This window comes from Halopseudomonas xinjiangensis, from assembly GCF_900104945.1.
GTDB lineage: Bacteria > Pseudomonadota > Gammaproteobacteria > Pseudomonadales > Pseudomonadaceae > Halopseudomonas > Halopseudomonas xinjiangensis.
The window spans coordinates 886,649-902,203 of record NZ_LT629736.1; the positions used below are offsets into that span (position 1 = coordinate 886,649).

Genomic DNA, 15,555 nt, shown 5'->3' on the forward strand with positions numbered 1-15,555 from the left:
CGATCAGCCTTCTGCCAACTGCTTTGCTTCAGGGCTGACGGCTAACATGGCCGATGCGGCTACCACGTCGCCGATCACCAGCACTGCCGGGCTTTGCAGACGGAATGCGGCGGCCTCATCGCACAATTGGTCGAGCTGACAGATGCTCTGCCGCTGTTGCGCTGTGCTGGCCCGCTCGATCATCGCGACCGGTGTCGTTCCCGCCATTCCGCCCTCGAGCAACCCGCGCTGGATCTGCGCCAGACGCGCCACACCCATGTAGATCACCAGCGTCGTGCCGCCATCGGCAAGTCCCTGCCAGTTCAGATCGCTGTCGTCCTGGGTATGCGCCGTTACCAGCGTCACGCCGCGGCTTACGCCGCGCAGGGTCAACGGAATGCCACACTGGGTGGCCCCGGCCAGCCCGGCGGTAATGCCGTTGACGATTTCCGACTCGATGCCGCGCTCGGCAAGCCAATCCGCTTCCTCGCCAGCACGCCCGAAGATGCACGGATCACCACCCTTGAGACGCACCAGCACCTTGCCCTGACGTGCGTAGCGCAACATTAGCCGGTTGATGAACGCCTGCGGGGTCGAGCGGCACCCACCGCGCTTGCCGACCTTGATAATGCGTGCCTGCCGGCAGTGCTCGAGAATGTCTGGATTGACCAGATCGTCGACCATGACCACGTCAGCCTGGCCTAAGGCGCGCACGGCCTTGAGTGTCAACAGTTCCGGATCGCCGGGACCCGCTCCAACCAGCCAGACTTTTGCGTTCATTGCGTTGTCCTCACAGGGTCTATGTCACGGGACGTTCTTTCGAACCGCCGAGTACCTGCTCGGCGGCAGTTATCCTTCAAGCCGGTTGCGCTGAAGTCGCCAGCATGCGGCGAATTTCCGGCACGCATGAGCCGCATTGCGTGCCGCAACCGAGGCTTTGCTTGAGGCCATCCAGATCCTGACCGCTCTCGATGCCCGCACGGATCCGGCTGGCGCTGACGTTCATGCAGCTGCAGATGGTCTTGTCTGCCACCGCACCGCCCCCCGGCGGTGAGCTGAGCGGGGCGAGAAACCAGCGCCGCAGTGCCGCGTCCGCTTCGCCGCTTTGCCATACGCCATGCAGCCAGTCGCGCGCTGCGGTTTCGCCTGTCAGGCGAATCGCGGTGATACGTCCGTCCTCGATTTTCACGCGCTTGCCGATCGAGCGGCGAGCGTCGTCGTAAACGATTACCGGCCCCTCATCCAGGCCGAGCAGCCTGTCGATCGTGCTCAAAACGGCAACGTCGGGCGCGGACTGGTGCGCGACGCGCATGACCAGAGCAGGCCGCTCGCGACCGGTCAAAGCAAAGCTGGCGAAGGCGAACTGTTCGCACATCGGCCGCAACGCTTCAAAGCGCTGCTGTACATCGCCCTCGACTAACACATACAGCTCCCACGGCAGCGCTACCGGGGTGACGCTGATGCTGGCCTGCTTCAGCTCGGGCTGCTTCGAAATCGGATCGAATGCCGGTTGGGTCAGCACGTTCACGCCCAGCCCCTTGAGGAAGCGATCGCCCCAATGCATGGGAATGAATGCCTGTCCGGGACGGATCTGCTCATCGGCGGTCACCGGCAGAATGATCTCGCCGCGCCGGCTCCTGACGGAGACCAGCTGGCCGTCACGCAGCCTACGGCTGCGGATTTCGTCCGGGTGGAGGCTCAGTTGCGCCTGCTCGACGTGCCCGAACAGCTGCGCCGCGGTGCCGGTACGGCTCATGCCATGCCATTGATCGCGCAAACGTCCGGTATTCAATGTCAGCGAGAAGCGCGCATCGCGTTGCTCTTTAGCCGGGATAAAAGGCTCGCTGACGAAGCGCGCACGACCGTCGTCGGTGGCAAAATGACCATCGGTATATAACCGTGCCGTACCGTGCCCGGTGATAGCCCGAAACGGCCACTGTTGTGGACCGAGCTGATCGATCAGCGCGTGGCTGAGGGTGCTGTAGTCCAGATCTCGTCCCGCAGTGAGCCCCTTGAATTCGTCGAACAGCTCGGCAGGCGACTGGAAGCCGAACAGGCTTGGCTGTCCGGGACGCAGCTGTTTCTCCAGTCGTCTGGCCAGATCACAGACGATCGCCCAGTCCGCGCGTGCTTCGCCAGGTGCGGTGATGGCCGGGCGTACATGGCTGATGCGCCGCTCGGAATTGGTCACCGAACCTTCCTTTTCGCCCCAGCTCGCCGCCGGCAGCAGCAGATCGGCAAACTGGCAGGTTTCGGTATTGCCGAAAGCCTCCTGCACCACAACGAACGGACAATTCTGCAGCGCTTCGCGCACCAGCGTCTGGTCCGGCATGGATTGCGCCGGGTTGGTGCAGGCGATCCATAGTGCCTTGACCTTGCCGACACGCACCGCCTCGAACAGCTCGATGGCCGACAGGCCAGGGGAGGCGGGTACGCTGTCCACGCCCCAATAAGCGGCTACCTCTTCGCGGTGCGCCGCGTTACCCGCGTCCCGGTGCCCGGGCAGAAGGTTCGACAGGCTTCCGGTTTCGCGGCCGCCCATGGCATTCGGCTGCCCGGTGAGCGAGAAAGGCCCGCTGCCCGGCTTGCCGATCTGACCGGTCGCCAGGTGCAGGTTGATCAGCGCGTTATTTTTCGCGCTGCCCGCAGTCGACTGGTTCAGCCCCATACACCACAGCGAGAGGAAGCTGGGCGCGCTGCCAATCATCCGCGCCGCAGTCTGCAGATCGTCTCGATCGATCCCGCAGATGCTGCTCACCATGGCCGGGGTGTAGTCCCGCACCAGGCTCTTGAGCTCGTCGAAGCCCTGGGTATGGCCGTCGACGAAGGCGCGGTCGGTCCAGCCTTCCCACAGCAGAATGTGCAGCAGACCATGAAACAGCGCGACATCCGTTCCGGGTTGCAGCGCCAGATGCAGGTCAGCGATTTCGCAGGTGTTCGTGCGGCGTGGATCGATAACGATGATGCGCTTGTCGGGATTCTCCGCCTTCGCCTGTTCCAGACGGCGGAACAGCACCGGGTGGGCGTAGGCCATGTTGCTGCCGACGATGAGCACACAGTCGCTCAGCTCGATGTCCTCGTAGGAGCAGGGCGGTGCGTCGGCCCCCAGGCTGCGCTTGTAGCCGACGACCGCGCTGGACATGCACAGCCGCGAGTTGCTGTCGAGATTGTTGGTACCGACGACGGTCCGAGCCAGCTTGTTGAACGCGTAGTAGTCCTCAGTCAGCAACTGGCCGGATATATAGAACGCCACGCTATCCGGGCCGTGCTCGGCGATGGTCGTGCCGAACACCTGTGCTGCATGCTCCATCGCCGTGTCCCAGTCCACCCGCGAGCGGCCCATTGCCTTGCCCAGGCGCAGCTCGGGATAGAGCGCGCGGGCGGCGATATCACCGGTCTTGTGCAACGTCGAGCCCTTGCTGCACAACCGGCCGTAATTGGCCGGGTGGTTCGGATCGCCCTGTACATCGAGGATTCGCTCGCCGTCATGCTCGATCAGCACGCCACAGCCGACGCCGCAGTAGCAGCAGGTTGAAGCAGTTACTTTATTCATCTGTGCTCTCGATACACTGAGGATTGAAAACGGCGTCTATGGCCGGCGACGCCTGCACGAGCCAGCAGCCCGGACCTAGACATCAAGCCGGCTCCGCTACGTCGGAAAGCGTCAGCTGCACCCGCCCACCCTCGACGCGGGTAGGGTAACGGTGAGCGCAGCCGACATCTGGCGCGACCGCTTCGCCGGTCTCGAGCTGGATTACCCAGTTATGCAGCGGGCAGGTCACGCTCTTGCCGAAGACGATGCCCTGCGACAGTGGGCCGTTCTTGTGCGGGCAACGATCGTCAACCGCGAACACGTCATCATCGCTGGTGCGAAAGATGGCGATGTCACCCTTCGGGCCCGTTACCACTCGCGAACCGAGCTGCGGAATGTCGTCCAGCGCGCAGATATCGAACCAGTTCATACCGAGGCCTCCGCGAGTTCCTTCACCGCGATCCGCTCGAATTCCTGCTTGAGCTCGTCGCGCTCGATCCGCTCTTTCCAAGGGTCCTTGTCGAACGACAGCGAGAACACCAGCCGTTCGTGCAGCGCCTTGCGCCGCTCGGCGTCCTCGAGAACCGCGCGCTTGATGTGTTCCATGCCCACGCGATGCAGGTAGTGCACGGTACGCTCAAGATAAAAACCTTCTTCGCGATACAGTTGCAGGAAAGCCATGGTGTATTCCATGACTTCTTCGGCCGTTTTCACCTTGGTGAAGAACTCGCCCGCTTCGGTCTTGATGCCGCCGTTACCGCCTATGTAGAGCTCCCAGCCGGAATCGACACCAATCACCCCGACATCCTTGATACCTGACTCGGCGCAATTGCGCGGGCAGCCGGAGACCGCCAGCTTCACCTTGTGCGGTGACCACATGTAGCTCAGCGCCAGTTCCAGATCGATCCCCATCTGAGTCGAATCCTGGGTGCCGAAGCGGCAGAAATCGGTGCCGACGCAGGTCTTCACCGTACGAATCGACTTGCCGTAGGCGTGGCCGGAGGGCATGTCCAGATCCTTCCAGACCTTGGGCAGATCTTCCTTGCGAATCCCCAACAGGTCGATCCGCTGGCCGCCGGTCACCTTGACCATTGGTACCTGATACTTGTCCGCCACATCGGCGATTCGGCGCAGCTCGGAGGCATTGGTCACACCGCCCGCCATGCGTGGGATCACCGAGTAGGTGCCGTCCTTCTGGATATTCGCGTGGGCGCGTTCGTTGATGAAGCGCGACTGTGGATCGTCTTTCGCCTCACCTGGCCAGGTGGATATCAAGTAGTAGTTCAGGGCCGGGCGGCAGGTCGCACAGCCGTTCGGCGTGCGCCAATCCATGAAGCGCATGGCATCGGGAATGGTCAGCAAATGATGCTCGCGAATCGCCTTGCGTGCCTGACCATGGTTCAGGTCGGTACAGCCGCATATGGCTCGTTCGCTCTTCGGTTTCACGTCGGCCGCGCCGCCAACGGTATTGAGCACGATCTGTTCGACCAGCCCGGTGCAGGAGCCGCAGGAGCTCGCCGCCTTGGTGTGCTTTTTCACGTCATCGACGCTGAACAGCCCGTGCTGCTGGATCGCCTTGACGATGGTGCCCTTGCACACGCCGTTGCAACCGCAGACCTCCATCTCATCAGGCATGTTCATGGCCTTGCTCTGGCCCTGATGGCCGGTGTCGCCTATCGCATTTTCGCCGAACATCAGGTGATCGCGGATCTCGCGGATGTTCTGGCCTTCCTTGACCATACGGAAATACCAGCCGCCGTCTGCGGTGTCGCCATACAGGCAGGCGCCAACCAGCACGTCGTCCCTGATGACCAGCTTCTTGTAGACGCCGCCGATGGGGTCGGAGAGGGTGATGATTTCGCTATCGTCGTCGCCGGTGAAGTCGCCGGCGGAAAACAGGTCGATGCCGGTGACTTTCAGTTTGGTGGAGGTCACCGAACCTTCGTAGCGCCCATAGCCGAGCATGGCCAGGTGATTGGCGCATACCTTTGCCTGCTCGAACAGCGGGGCGACCAGACCATAGGCGATGCCGCGGTGTGCCGCGCACTCGCCAATGGCGTAAATCTTCGGGTCATAGGTCTGCAGCGTGTCGCTGACTAGGATGCCGCGATTGCAGGCCAGGCCGGCTTTTTCAGCCAGCTCGGTATTGGGGCGGATGCCTGCGGCCATGACCACCAGGTCCGCAGGGATCTGCGTGCCATCCTTGAACTTCACGGCGCAGACGCGACCCTTGCCGTCATCGATCAGCTCGCTGGTGAACTGCGGCAGCATGAACTTCAGGCCACGGTCTTCCAGCGACTTCTGCAGAAGTTTGCCCGCGGTGCTGTCCAGCTGGCGCTCGAGCAGCCACTCGCCGATGTGCACCACAGTGACGTCCATGCCGCGCAGCTTCAGCCCGTTCGCCGCCTCGAGCCCGAGCAATCCGCCACCAATGACCACGGCGTGCTTGTGCGTTTTGGCCGTGTCCATCATGGCCTGGGTATCGGCAATGTCACGATAGCCGATCACCCCGTCGAGCTGGTTGCCCGGCACCGGCAGGATGAACGGATTGGAGCCGGTGGCCAGCAGCAAGCGGTCGTACTCGGCTTCGGTACCGTCATCGGCGATCACCTTGCGCCGGATGCGGTCGATCTCGACCACCTTGCGTCCCACATGCAGAGTGATGCCGTTGTCGCGGTACCAGTCGAGATCGTTCAGCACGATCTCTTCGAATGTCTGTTCTCCGGCGAGCACCGGGGATAGGAGAATGCGGTTGTAGTTCGGGTGCGGCTCAGCGCCGAATACAGTGATGTCGTACAGGTCCGGGGTCAGCTTGATGAGTTCTTCGAGCGTGCGAACCCCGGCCATGCCGTTACCAACCATTACCAGTTTTAGCTTTTGCATGGGTAGCTCCAATGCGGAAGCGGAAACAAAAAAGGCATCCTCACCGCGCACGCGGCAAGGACGCCTTTGTCCAGGTCCTGATCAGTCAGGCAGCTGCCCCATCGCCATTGAAGGAGCGGCCAGTAATCTTGTCCCAGTTAACGTTGCACAGGCTGTGCCAGTTGAGCCTATGCAACAGAATCAACGGCTTGAGCGGAGTTTCTCAAGACAAGGTCGCGAATATGTGCACCGCAATATGGCAGGGCGCACGGTGCTGGTGCGGAGGCGTCCGCCACACAGCGATGAAAAGGTTCCTGGAAATGCCGCACTCCATCCCGGTCATGGGGGGTACTTGGCAGACCACCGAAACGCAGCTTGGCATTCCCAGGGAACTCAGTGAAACATGACGGCGAGCAGTACGATATTCAGCGCCAGAGCGCCGAGTGCGACGCTGCGCCAAACCAATAGCGGCTCGCGCTCAAGCAAGGGTGCCGGTTCCCGCTTCAGGCTTTGCCGCTCCCCATGCTCAAGAGCCAGGAGCCATTCCTCGGCGGTTTCGTAGCGCTTCGCCGGATCGGCTTCCAGCGCCTTGAGCAGGCAATCATCCAGCCACGGCGGGATGTCCGGTCGATAGCGGCTCGGTGGCGTCGGCCGGCCAAATCGAGGACGTTGAAAGGCTTCGACTTCGCCGTACGGGTAGTGCCCGGTCAACAGATAGAACAGCGTAACGCCGGCGCTGTAGAGATCCTGCTGCGGCGCCGGCTCGGCGCCGGCGAATAATTCCGGCGCGATATAGCTCGGCGTGCCAGGCGCGCCGGCCCGCTCCGGGCTGGACAGGCCAGGGCAGAACGCCAGTCCGAAGTCGAGAACGCGCAGCACACCGTCGTCATCCAGCAGCAGGTTGTCCGGCTTGATGTCGCGGTGTACCAGATTGCGTCGATGCAGCAGGCCGACGCCGCGGATCAGCTTGGCGGCGATCTGCTGGCAAAGCGGAACACTGAGCAGGCCATGTTCGCGCTTGTGCTGTTCCAGGGTGATGCCCGCATGCTCGCGCATAACATAGTACAGATGCTGCCGTGCGGGTAGTGGATGCAGTTCCGGCGTCTGCTGGCCTGCGACGCGCCGCATGAACCACTCTTCCAGCACCAGGTCGCGGCAGGCGTCCGCATCGTCGTGCCGGTGGGGCGGTACGGTCTTGAGTAGCCAGTTCTGCTGCAAAGGATCACGTACCCGGTAAAGGATCGACTGGCGCGACTCGGCCAGGTCGCCAACCACCAGCCAGTCCTCGAACATCTGGCCCGGCTTGAGCCGAGGCGGTAGCGCCCGCTCGTCGATCGGATCGAGTACGTCGGTAAGATTGGCTTCCGGTACCTCGTCGACCACCACCAGCAGAGCACTGGCATTGTCCTGGCTGCCGCGCTGCAATGCAGTTGATACCAGGGTTTCACAGGTGGTTTGCGGGTCCTGGTCGAGGAGCAGCTGCGCATGCACGGTCAGGTCGTCGAGACTGGCCCAGACGCCATCGCTCAGCACAACGAAGCGATCGCCTGCACGCAGGTCACCCTCGCAATAGTCCATCAGCAAATGCTCGTCCAGCCCCATCGCGCGCTTGAGCACGTGCTGCATCCCGGGCTGCTCCCATACGTGCTCGAGGGTCAGCTTGCGCAGTTTCCCATTGCGCAGCATGTAGGCCCGGCAGTCCCCTATGTGAGCCAGAGTATACCGGGTGCCGCGCATGACCAGAGCGGTGAGCGTGGTAAGCAGCGGCTGCCCGCCGCCGTTGGCCCGCAACCACCGGTTATGCGCGGTGAGCAGCTTCTCCAGCGCCTGGACAACCGACCAGGTCTCCGGCGTCGAATAGTAGTCCAGAGCCAGCGCCTGCAGCGTTGCGCGAGCCGCGAGCCCGCCGTCATGGCATTGGCTGACACCGTCGGCCAGCGCCATGAGATGGCCCCTGCTCGCCGCCAGGCGCGGTGCGGGCGTCACGATGCGCACCGCATCCTGATTGTCCTTCCTCGGGCCGGCGGAGCTGAACTCCGCCGTGCGTAGCTGCAAAGGCATGGTTATACCCGCGCGGCGGTCATTGCAGATGAACCCCAAGTGGTGCGCCAGCGACGCTTGACGTTGAGCAGGCCGAACCAGGCCAGCGCACCCAGGCTGGCGAACAGCCAGAGGCCAAGCTGGTAGTCACCGGTATGTTGTTTGATCGCACCGAGTCCGGCCGCCAGCACGAAGCCGCCGACACCGCCCGCCATCCCGACCAGACCGGTCATGACGCCGATTTCGCGGTGGAAGCGCTGCGGGACCAGCTGGAACACCGAGCCGTTGCCCGCGCCCAGGCCGAGCATGGCGGTCACGAACAGGGCCAGCGCGGCCAGCGAACTGGACAGATGGAAGCCGACCAGGGCGATGCACACCGAAGCGACGCCATACATGAACAGCAGCGCGCGGATACCGCCGATACGGTCGGCCAGAGCACCACCCAGCGGCCGCATGAAGCTGCCAGCCATCACGCAGGCCGCGGTATAGTAGCCGGCGACCACCGGGTTCAGCCCGTACTGATCGCTGAAATAGCCGGGCAGGGCGCTGGCCAGTCCGATGAAGCCACCGAAGGTCACGCTGTAGAAGAACATGAACCACCAGGTGTCGCGGTCATTCAGAGCAACCATATAGTCGTGCGCGGACTTGGGCTTGGGGCGCTGCGGCGAGTTGCGCGCGCAGACGATGAAGATGATCAGAGTGATACCCAGCGGGATCAGCGCCAGGCCGAACACGTTTTCCCAGCCGAACAGGTACGCCAGACCCGGGGCAAAGACAGCGGCAAGGACCGTTCCGGAGTTGCCTGCGCCGGCAATGCCCATCGCGGTGCCTTGATGTTCCGCCGGATACCACTGCGAAGCCAGCGGCAACGCCACAGCGAAGGATGCACCGGCGAAGCCAAGGCCCAGGCCCAACAGCAGCGCCTGATGATAGCTGTCCACGCCTAGCAGCCAGGCCAGGCTCAACGCGGTGATGACCACCACCTGGCCAAAGATGCCGGCTGTCTTCGGCGACAGGCGATCAGCCATGAAACCTAGCAGCAGGCGAAGTATTGCGCCAGCAAGAATCGGTGTGGCGACCATCATGCCCCGTTCCTGTGCGCTCAGGCCCAGATCTGTAGCAATCTGCACCCCGAGCGGGCCCAGCACATACCACACCATGAAGCTCAGATCGAAATACAGAAAGGCTGCGAACAGCGTCGGCTTGTGTCCGGCTTTCCAGAAACTCTTGTTCATGCGGCATCCCTCGAAAGTACTGTAGATAGGGGTTCGGAGCTTTTACCGACTGCGTCACGGCAAAAAAAAACGTCATCCCCGGTCCGGTGCACAGGCTCCGGTTGAGGACGACGTCGTTGTCGAGTGGGCAACCGCCATTGGCTGCCTGAACTATCTAAAGCAGGATGTGTGCCAGCGAGGGGCTGGCAGAGCGGGTTACTGAAGCATGTCGTGCATGGCGATGATCTGGTCGGCTACCTGGATCAGCTTCTGCTGCTTGCTCATGGCCTGGCGGCGCATCAGCGTATGGGCTTCGGGCTCGTCACAGTTGCGCATCTTCATCAGCAAGCCTTTGGCTTTCTCGATGCGCTTGCGCTCTTCCAGCTGTTGCTCGCGGGCCTGCAGTTCGGCGCGCAGTTGCTGGTCACTCTCGAAGCGTGCCATGGCGACGTCGAGGATCGACTTCAAGCGTGTACTCTGAATCCCCTCGATCACGTATGCACTCACGCCGGAGCGGATCGCCCTGCGCATATGCTCCGGGTCCTTGTCATCGGTGAACATGACGATCGGCCGCGGCTGGTTGCGGCTGACAAGAACGACTTGTTCGAGTACGTCGCGCCCCGGCGAGTCGCTGTCGATAAGAATCACATCGGGCTTGCTGCTCTGCACGCGCTGCGGCAGGTCGATGGACAGACCGGATTCGTCGATGACCTCGAAACCGGCCTCGATCAGCGACTCGCGTAGCCGCCCGACCTTTTTCGCGGTGTCATTGATCAGGAGAATTCGCATCGAGGCATCTCATTCAGCGATTGTCGAAGGGGCAGAGGGTGTGCCCGCCAGCGCATGCAGGGCGAAGCCGTGGGCGTAGCCGACCGGATCGCTGCCGTCCCAGAGCGTACCGTCGCCGAGGATGCTGCTGCGCATCGGACTGGCGGGCACCTCAATGCCCAGAGCGCCCGCAGCCTGGCGATACAGTTCGAGCTGCTGGACCTCGCCGGCAATGCCCAGGTAGTCCGGATCACTGTCGAGCAGGCCCCAGCGGCGAAACTGCGTCATGAACCATATGCCGTCGGACAGGTAGGGTACGTTCACCGTTCCCGCACCATGGAAGCGCAGCGGGTGGCCATCCTGCCAGATGCGCCCGGCTCCGTCATCATATTCCCCGAGCATCCGCGGGGTCAGGGTGGAGGGCTTCGCCGAGACAAATTCGGAGCTGGCAATCAGCTGAGCGGTGCTTTCGCGGTTCGCTTCGCTTTCGTCGATGAAACGGCTCGCGTCGAGCACCGCCATGACCAGCGCACGCGCCGTGTTCGGATAGCGCTCGACGAAGGCCCGAGTGGTTCCGAGTACCTTTTCCGGGTGGTCCGGCCAGATCGACTGGCTGGTCGCGACCGTGATGCCCATGCCTTCTTCGATCGCGCAGGCTCCCCACGGCTCGCCAGCGCAAAAGCCGTCAATGCGGCGCGCGCGCAGATGCTCGACCATCATCGACGGCGGTACCACCTGGGTGTTCACGTCACGCTGCGGATGAATGCCATGGGCAGCCAACCAGTAGTTAAGCCACATGGCGTGAGTGCCGGTCGGAAAGGTCTGCGCCAGGCAGAGTTTTGCACCGCTCTGGTGCACATGGCGAGCGAGTGCCTTACCGTCGGTCACGCCCAGGTCACGCATCCCGTTGGAAAGATTGATGCTCTGGCCGTTCTGGTTGAGTCCCATGAGCACCGCCATGGGCGTGGCCGGCGCGCCGAGCCCGAGATGCATGCCGTATATCAGGCCGTACAGTCCCTGAACCGCATCCAGCTCGCCGCTGCGCAGGCGATCGCGCACACCTGACCAGGACGCCTGACGGCGGAGATTGAGCGTAAGACCATAAGGTTGGGCGAAGCCCTGCGTGGCCGCGACGATGAGCGAGGCGGAGTCGGTCAGCGGCAGGTAGCCGATGTTCAGGTTGGGCTTTTCTGGTGCGTCGCTGCCGTCTGCCCAGGCCAGGGCGTCTGCGCGCGGCGTATCGTATTGATTCATGGCAATTCCGTAGGCGAAAAAAAAGCGTCGTGCTCGACAGACGTCTGAATCCGTCTTGCCGGGCACGACGCCATTGTCGTTTTGAGCGCCTGCGCTGGCGCTCGCTACGGATTACCAAGCAAAAAACAAGCCACTGACTGGCTCAGGCAGACTGCGGCCGCGACGGTGCGGTGGCGGCAGGGTCGTCACGCCGGCGCCACTGCAAGCCGACTACCAGCGCGAATACCAGCAGGGCCGGAATCCACATCCATTCCTTGGCCCAGCGGTCGACCGGAGCCTGAATTTCGAGAATTTCCTGGTCGAATGCAAACCCTAGGTCAGCAGCCAGGCTACCGTAGGTGACCATGTCAACGATGACCCGGTCGCCATCCTGCATCAGCATCAGGCCCAGGTTATCCAGGCGCTCTTCGCCGGTTTCGCCTTCGGGGATCGGAACCAGTAGATAGAATTCCCGTTCGTTGCCGATCTCGTCCTCGCCGCGGATGTGCATGCGCAGGCTGCTGTCTTCCTCGACCGAGCCCATGGCTTCTGCGAGCTGCGCAGGCGGCACCGCCTCGTAGGGATCGTGAATCACGTCCATCCAGAAGCCCGGACGGAACAGCGTGAACGCCACCAGCAATAGCAGCAGGCTTTCGTACCAGCGGCTGCGTACGACCATCCAGCCCTGGGTCGCTGCGGCGAATATCAGCATGGCGACCGTGGCGACGATAAAGATCAGCACGCCATGGGCAAAGTCCACGTTGATCAGCAGCAGGTCGGTGTTGAAGATGAACAGGAATGGCAGGGCAGCGGTGCGCAGGCTGTAATAGAACGCCTGAAAACCCGTGCGGATCGGATCCCCGCCGGACACCGCCGCCGCGGCGAACGACGCCAGCCCCACCGGCGGAGTCACGTCGGCCATGATGCCGAAATAGAACACGAACAGGTGCACCGCGATGAGCGGCACGATAAGCCCGTTCTGCTGGCCCAGCGTCACGATCACCGGCGCGAGCAGTGCCGACACCACGATGTAGTTCGCCGTGGTGGGCAGGCCCATGCCGAGGATCAGGCTCAGCACAGCGGTGAGCAGTAGCATGAGCATCAGGTTGCCCATCGACAGCATCTCGACCAGATCGGCAAGCACCAGGCCGACGCCGGTTTGTGCCACCGCGCCGACGATGATGCCCGCAGTGGCCGTGGCGATGCCGATACCGATCATGTTGCGCGCGCCGGCTACCAGGCCTTCCCACAGCTCATACAGGCCGCGCCAGACGTTGCTGCCCAGTCGATTATCGCCGCGGAAGATGCCAAGCAATGGCCGCTGGGTGAGGATGATGAAGATCATGAAGACTGTCGCCCAGAAGGCGGATAGCCCGGGCGACAGACGTTCCACCATCAGACACCAGACCAGCACCACAACCGGAAGAATGTAGTGCAGCCCCGAGAGCACGGTCGGCCGCGTCTGCGGCAGCGTGATCAGCGGCGAGTCGGGCTTGTCCAGTTCCAGCTCCGGGAACTGCGAGCCGAGCTTGAGCAGTGCCACGTACACCACCGCCAGCCCGGCGGAAATCACCCAGCCGGCGGCATCGCCGAGTACCGGTTTGAGCCAGCCCAGCCCGTAATACACGCCGAACGACAGCGCCATCAACAGGATCAGTCCGGTCAGAAAACCGATGATCTTGCGCAGGAGCGGCCGCGGTGGGTTGCTGCTCTGCAGCCCCTGCATGCCGGCTTTGAGCGCCTCCAGATGCACGATGTAGATCAAAGCAATATACGAAATCACCGCAGGCAGGAAGGCGTGCTTGATCACGTCCACGTAGGAAATGCCGATGTACTCGACCATCAGGAACGCCGCAGCGCCCATCACCGGTGGCATGATCTGCCCGTTCACCGACGACGCGACTTCCACGGCGCCGGCCTTTTCCGAGGAAAAGCCCACCCGCTTCATCATCGGGATGGTGAAGGTGCCAGTGGTGACGGTATTGGCGATCGACGAGCCGGAAATCAGCCCGGTCATGCCCGAAGCCACCACAGCGGCCTTGGCCGGGCCGCCGCGATAATGGCCGAGCAGTGAGAAGGCGACCTTGATGAAGTAGTTGCCCGCTCCGGCTTTATCCAGCAGCGAGCCGAACAGCACGAAGAGGAACACGAAGCTGGTGGATACGCCCAGAGCGATACCGAACACGCCCTGGCTGGTTAGCCATTGGTGATTGGCCAGTGCTTCGAGGCTGACGCCGCGATGGGCCAGCACGCCGGGCATCCAGGGGCCGGCGACAGAATAGATGATGAAGACCAGCGCGACGATCATCAACGGTGGTCCCAGCGCCCGGCGGGTGGCTTCGAGCAGCGTCAGTAGACCGATTATCGCGACCACCACGTCGTAGGTGGTCGGGTTGCCGGGGCGAGTGGCCAGCTCGGAGTAGAACAGAAACAGGTAGGCTGCGCAGAAAGCGGCTATCGATGCGAGTAACCAGTCGGCAATCGGCACACGGTCGCGTGGTGAGCGCTTGAACGCAGGGAAGGCCATGAAGCCGAGAAATACCGCGAAGGCAAGGTGGATCGAGCGTGCCTCGGCGCTGTTGAACACACCAAAGCCGAGCATGAACGGCAAAGGCGAGGCGATCCAGAGTTGGAAAAGTGACCAGAGAGCGGCGAGCGAGACCAGCAGCTTGCCGGGAAAACCATGGGGTGTGCGTGCGCCGGTGTCGGCGCTGGCGACCATGTCTGCCACATCAGTGGGATGGACGCGTTGCGAGCTTTCGTTTGTCATTGGAGCCTGTCCGGGTTAGGCGGGTGCAGATGAAGCTCGGGCCGCGCTAGGCGGCCCGGGACAGGATTACATCCAGCCACGTTCCTTGTAATAACGCACCGCGCCGTCGTGCAGCGGTACCGAGAGGCCTTCCTTGATCATCTGCTGCGGATCAAGGGTGGCGAACGCCGGGTGCAGACGCTTGAAGCGGTCGAAATTCTCGAACACGGCCTTGACCGTCTCATACACTACTTCTTCGGAGACATCGGTCGAGGTCACCAGCGTGGCGCGTACGCCGAAGGTTTCCACGTCCTCGTCATTACCACGGTACAGACCGCCGGGGATGGTTGCCTTGGCGTAGTAAGGACGATCTTCGATGAGCTTGTCGATCTCTTCGCCGCTGACCGACACCAGTTTCGCGTCCACGGTGGTGGTGGCTTCCTGGATCGAGCCGTTCGGGTGGCCGGCGACATAGACCATCGCATCGACGTTGTTGTCACCCAGCGCAGCTGCCTGTTCGGCGGCGTCCAGCTCGGAGACCATGCCGAAGTCGTCACGCGTCCAGCCGAGGGCTTCCATCACCACGTCCATGGTGTCGCGCTGGCCGGAACCGGGGTTGCCGATGTTGACTCGCTTGCCCTTGAGGTCCTTGACGTTGCTGATGTTGGCATCGCTACGGGCGACGATGGTCAGCGGCTCGCCATGCAGCGCGAAGATGGCACGCATCTTCTCGAAGGCACCCGCGTCCTCGAAGTTCTGTACGCCTTCGTAGGCCTTGTACTGGATATCGGACTGAACCACGCCCATGTCCATCTCACCACCGCGGATGGCATTGACGTTGGCAACCGAACCACCGCTGGACGGGGCGTTGCAGCGTATGTTGTGTTCGTTGCTGTTGCGGTTCAGCAGACGACAGATCGACTGACCGACCACGTAATAGACGCCGGTTTGACCGCCCGTGCCGATGGTGACGAATTTTTCCTGAGCGACTGCCGGGGTAGCGGCGAGCGTAGCGCAGCCAAAGACTGCAGTGAAAAGTACGGCAAGCGACTTGCGTTTCATGACGGGGTGACTCCTTCTTCTGGTTATCCACCAGCGACATGTTTCGACGCTGGTTTCCGTTCACGACCGGGTTGGTCAAGTGTCTGGATCACAGACAAAGTGTAGCGGACGATTCC

General features: G+C 62.5%; 10 protein-coding genes. All 10 read right to left on the reverse strand.

Going from position 1 to position 15,555, the window contains the following annotated elements:
- Positions 1 to 3: 3 nt before the first annotated feature.
- The gene (gene cobA / locus BLT85_RS03990; protein WP_093391937.1) at positions 4 to 759 is read right to left on the reverse strand and encodes a uroporphyrinogen-III C-methyltransferase; all 756 of its coding nucleotides are present in this window, start codon (positions 757 to 759) and stop codon (positions 4 to 6) included.
- A gap of 76 nt (positions 760 to 835) precedes the next feature.
- Positions 836 to 3,532, reverse strand: coding sequence for a nitrate reductase (locus tag BLT85_RS03995; protein WP_093391938.1), 2,697 nt, complete (start codon positions 3,530 to 3,532; stop codon positions 836 to 838).
- A gap of 82 nt (positions 3,533 to 3,614) precedes the next feature.
- Complete coding sequence (nirD, locus tag BLT85_RS04000; protein WP_093391939.1) at positions 3,615 to 3,941, reverse strand: nitrite reductase small subunit NirD; 327 nt, start codon at positions 3,939 to 3,941, stop codon at positions 3,615 to 3,617.
- Positions 3,938 to 6,394, reverse strand: a complete 2,457-nt coding sequence (gene nirB, locus BLT85_RS04005) for a nitrite reductase large subunit NirB (RefSeq protein ID WP_093391940.1) — start codon at positions 6,392 to 6,394, stop codon at positions 3,938 to 3,940. The genes nirD and nirB overlap by 4 nt, the downstream gene beginning before the upstream one ends.
- Before the next feature lie 372 nt (positions 6,395 to 6,766).
- Positions 6,767 to 8,434, reverse strand: a complete 1,668-nt coding sequence (locus BLT85_RS04015; protein ID WP_093391942.1) for a bifunctional protein-serine/threonine kinase/phosphatase — start codon at positions 8,432 to 8,434, stop codon at positions 6,767 to 6,769.
- Between the two features lie 2 nt (positions 8,435 to 8,436).
- On the reverse strand, positions 8,437 to 9,648 hold the full coding sequence (locus BLT85_RS04020; RefSeq protein WP_093391943.1) for a nitrate/nitrite transporter: 1,212 nt from the start codon (positions 9,646 to 9,648) through the stop codon (positions 8,437 to 8,439).
- Positions 9,649 to 9,843: 195 nt separating this feature from the next.
- Entirely contained in the window at positions 9,844 to 10,416 is a 573-nt protein-coding gene (locus tag BLT85_RS04025; protein ID WP_093391944.1) for an ANTAR domain-containing response regulator, read from the reverse strand.
- A gap of 9 nt (positions 10,417 to 10,425) precedes the next feature.
- Complete coding sequence (locus BLT85_RS04030; RefSeq protein ID WP_093391945.1) at positions 10,426 to 11,649, reverse strand: CmpA/NrtA family ABC transporter substrate-binding protein; 1,224 nt, start codon at positions 11,647 to 11,649, stop codon at positions 10,426 to 10,428.
- A 142-nt stretch (positions 11,650 to 11,791) separates the two neighbouring features.
- The gene (locus BLT85_RS04035; protein ID WP_407920169.1) at positions 11,792 to 14,350 is read right to left on the reverse strand and encodes a TRAP transporter permease; all 2,559 of its coding nucleotides are present in this window, start codon (positions 14,348 to 14,350) and stop codon (positions 11,792 to 11,794) included.
- A 114-nt stretch (positions 14,351 to 14,464) separates the two neighbouring features.
- Entirely contained in the window at positions 14,465 to 15,439 is a 975-nt protein-coding gene (locus tag BLT85_RS04040) for a TAXI family TRAP transporter solute-binding subunit (protein WP_093391947.1), read from the reverse strand.
- Positions 15,440 to 15,555: the final 116 nt, after the last annotated feature.